General features: G+C 69.2%; 3 protein-coding genes and 1 pseudogene. 3 read left to right on the top strand and 1 reads right to left on the bottom strand.

The genetic code is table 11. The annotated features are described in order from the left end of the window. Window positions 1–36: 36 nt before the first annotated feature. A complete protein-coding gene (locus D6B71_RS22250) occupies window positions 37–258 on the bottom strand; it encodes a helix-turn-helix domain-containing protein (RefSeq protein WP_206051926.1) in 222 nt (73 codons plus the stop codon). Window positions 259–412: 154 nt separating this feature from the next. Here D6B71_RS22250 and D6B71_RS22245 point away from each other — a divergent pair, with 154 nt between their 5' ends. From D6B71_RS22245 to D6B71_RS22235, 3 genes and pseudogenes are all read left to right on the top strand, one after another. Continuing rightward, window positions 413–1,696, top strand: a complete 1,284-nt coding sequence (locus D6B71_RS22245) for a transposase (RefSeq protein WP_206051925.1) — start codon at window positions 413–415, stop codon at window positions 1,694–1,696. Continuing rightward, the gene (gene istB / locus D6B71_RS22240) at window positions 1,693–2,508 is read left to right on the top strand and encodes an IS21-like element helper ATPase IstB (protein ID WP_121258991.1); all 816 of its coding nucleotides are present in this window, start codon (window positions 1,693–1,695) and stop codon (window positions 2,506–2,508) included. Before D6B71_RS22245 ends, istB begins: the two co-directional genes overlap by 4 nt. A gap of 93 nt (window positions 2,509–2,601) precedes the next feature. After that, a pseudogene (locus D6B71_RS22235) lies at window positions 2,602–3,175 on the top strand (IS1634 family transposase); the annotation flags it as partial.

Below are 3,175 nucleotides of genomic sequence, written 5' to 3'. Positions count from 1 at the left end.
GGAGGCCCTCATACAGACCGCGTAACGAGACGTGTCTCAGACTGCTTGACATCTTCCGGTCAACCGGGCGCGGACGTAGTCCACATACGGCTCGAACGGATCATCCCCGGCCGGCTTCCGTTCGCCGGCGACCCGTTCGTTGTTGAGGTAGGCGCGGATGGTCTTGCGGTCCCGGCCCAGGTGCCGAGCGATCGCGGAGATCGTCCAGCCCTGCCGGCGCAACGCGTGAGCGTCGATGTCTTCCTCCCGTGTCAGCATGGGAAGCGAGGGCTCCTTCGATAGATGGCTGGTGGTCAGAGACCGCCATCTTCGAAGGAGCCCCACCCGCTTCCGGTGGAGCCACGGGGTGGGGAATTTCAGTGAGCAGAACTGGGGAGATTCACCTGAGCGTCATCAGGAGGAAGGAGCAGTGGTGGCTGAGTCCAGTGTGCGGAACCTGGTCGCCCGGCTCCGGGTCGAGATCGCCGGCGACCAGGTGGGCCAGGTGGCGGTTCCGCAGACCCATCTGCCCGCCGAAGAGGCCGAGGTCGACTTCGGCGAGTTCACCGCCTCGATCGCGGGGGTGGTGATGAAGCTATGCATGTTCTGCCTGCGCCTGTCGCACTCGGGCAAGGCAGTCCACATCGCCTATGCCAACCAGTCCCAGGAGTCGTTCCTCGACGGCCACGTCCGCGCGTTCGAAGCGTTGGGCGGGGTGCCGGTGGGGATGATCCGCTACGACAACCTCAAGCCCGCGGTCATCCGGGTCGCGCTGGGCCGGGAACGGTTCGAGCACCCGCGGTTCATCGCGCTGCGCTCCCACTATGGCTACGACTCCTTCTACTGCATCCCGGGCAAGGACGGGGCACATGAGAAGGGCGGCGTCGAGGGAGAGATCGGTCGGTTCCGCCGCCGCCACCTGACCCCGGTCCCGCACGTGGGGTCGCTGGCCGCGCTGAACGAGGCGTTGGCGGCCGCGGACGCCCGCGACGATGCCCGCCGGATCGGTTCCCGGGCTGAGACCGTCGGCGCGGCCGCCGAGCGGGAGCTGCCGCTGTTGCGGCCGCTACCGGGCGTGCCGTTCGACGTCGCTGCGACGCTGTCGTGCCGCGTCGATGCCAAGGCCAGGGTCTGTGTGCGGCAGTCCTACTACTCGGTGCCCGCCCGCTACGCCGGCAGGCGCCTGGAGGTCCGGCTCGGTGCGAGCACCATCCGGGTGCTGGACCCTTCGGCTCACGGCAAGCTGGTCGCGACCCACACCAGGTCGCTGCACAAGGGCAGCGAGGACCTCGTCTTGGACCACTACCTCGAGGTCCTGGTCCGCAAGCCCGGCGCTCTGGCCGGGTCGACCGCGCTGGTCGCCGCCCGAGCGTGTGGGGCATTCACGCCCACCCATCAACGGTTCTGGGAAGCAGCCCGGCGAGCACACGGCGATGCCGGTGGCACCCGTTGCCTGGTCGGGGCGCTGCTCCTGCACCGCACGATGTCTGCGGCCGCGGTCGCCGCCGGGATGGACGCTGCGTTGGGGTTGGGGAACTACGACCCCGATCTCGTCGCGGTCGAAGCACGCCGCCGCAGCGAAGCGACCACGCTCGGTGCGCCGCCACCGCCGGTGCCGCTGCCACCCGGAGCCGGTGCTGCCGCAGCGGTGGTCCGCCCCGTGCCGTCGCTGGCCGGCTACGACCAACTCCTCCTGGCCCGGGAGGAGTCCGCATGACCAGCCCCACGAGCAACCGCACGGCACCGGCGGTGCGCCAGGTCAGCGAGCAGGCCGCCCAGGCCGCTGTGATGGTCGCGGCGACCTCGCTGCGGCTGCCCACCGTGCGTGAGCAAGCCATCGACCTTGCTCGCGCAGCGGCCAAGCAACGGCTCTCACACACCGCGTTCCTAGCCGAGGTCCTGACCGCGGAGTGCGACGAACGCGACGCACGGCAACGGATCCGGCGGGTCAACGAGGCCAAGTTCCCCCGCACCAAGCGGCTGGCCGACTTCGACACCCGCAAGGTCCCCGACCTGCCGCCGGCAACACTGGCGCACCTGGCCACCGGCGCGTGGATCGACGCCGGTGAGCCGCTGGTGCTGCTCGGGGACTCCGGCACCGGAAAGACCCACCTGCTCATCGCCTTGGGCACCGCCGCGGCCGAGCAGGGCCGCCGGGTCCGCTACGTGACCACCGCCGCCCTGGTCAACGAACTGGTCGAGGCAGCCGACGACAAACAGCTCTCACGCGTCGTGGCCCGCTACGCCCGACTCGACCTGCTCTGCCTCGACGAGGTCGGCTACATCCACCTCGACCCCCGCGGCGCCGAGCTGCTGTTCCAGATCATCACCGCCCGCGAGGAACGCGCCTCGATCGCGTGCGCGTCCAACGCACCGTTCAGCGAATGGGGAGCGACCTTCACCGACCCACGCCTGGCCGCCGCGGTCGTCGACCGGCTGACCTTCAACGCCCACATCATCCAGACCGGCACCACCAGCTACCGACTCACCAGCCGAACCACGCCACGAAAGGAGACCCACCCCGCCTGACCCGCCCGCCAACCAGGCGAGCGGTCAACCAACCCGAGGGTGGGGCCAAATCAAAACAGCACAGTGGGGCCAAATGGGCTTGTCATTCTCAACCGGCGCGGGTTCCCCCTCGAGATCGGCTGCTACCAGGGCAACAAGGCCGAGACGCTGACGATCGTCCCGATCATCAAGCAGTTCCAGAACCGTCACGGGCTGGCCGAGATGGTCGTGGTCGCCGATGCCGGGATGCTCTCGGCGACGAACCTGCGCGAGCTCGTCGACGAGGCCGGGCTGCGGTTCATCGTCGGCTCCCGGGTCACCAAGGCACCCCAAGACTTGGAGTCCCACTTCCGTTGGCACGGGGACGCTTTCACCGACGCCCAGATCATCGACACCATCACCCCACGCACCGGCCGCAAGGTCGAGAACGACCCGAAGGTGAAGACCGAACCTGTCTGGGACCCCGTCCAGCATCCCGGGTCCTGGCGGGCGGTGTGGGCCTACTCGGCCAAACGCGCCGCCCGGGACGGCAAGACGCTGACGCTGCAGGAGAACCGCGCCAAGGCCGTCGTGGCCGGGGAGAAAGCGGCCCGGGCTCCGCGGTTCGTCAAGACCCGCAACGGGGCCACCCGGAAGATGTCAAGCAGTCTGAGACACGTCTCGTTACGCGGTCTGTATGAGGGCCTCC

The sequence above is a fragment of the Nocardioides ferulae genome, from assembly GCF_003660455.1.
GTDB lineage: Bacteria > Actinomycetota > Actinomycetes > Propionibacteriales > Nocardioidaceae > Nocardioides > Nocardioides ferulae.
Note: the sequence above shows the minus strand (reverse complement) of the source record. Positions and strands in the feature narration are given on the sequence as shown.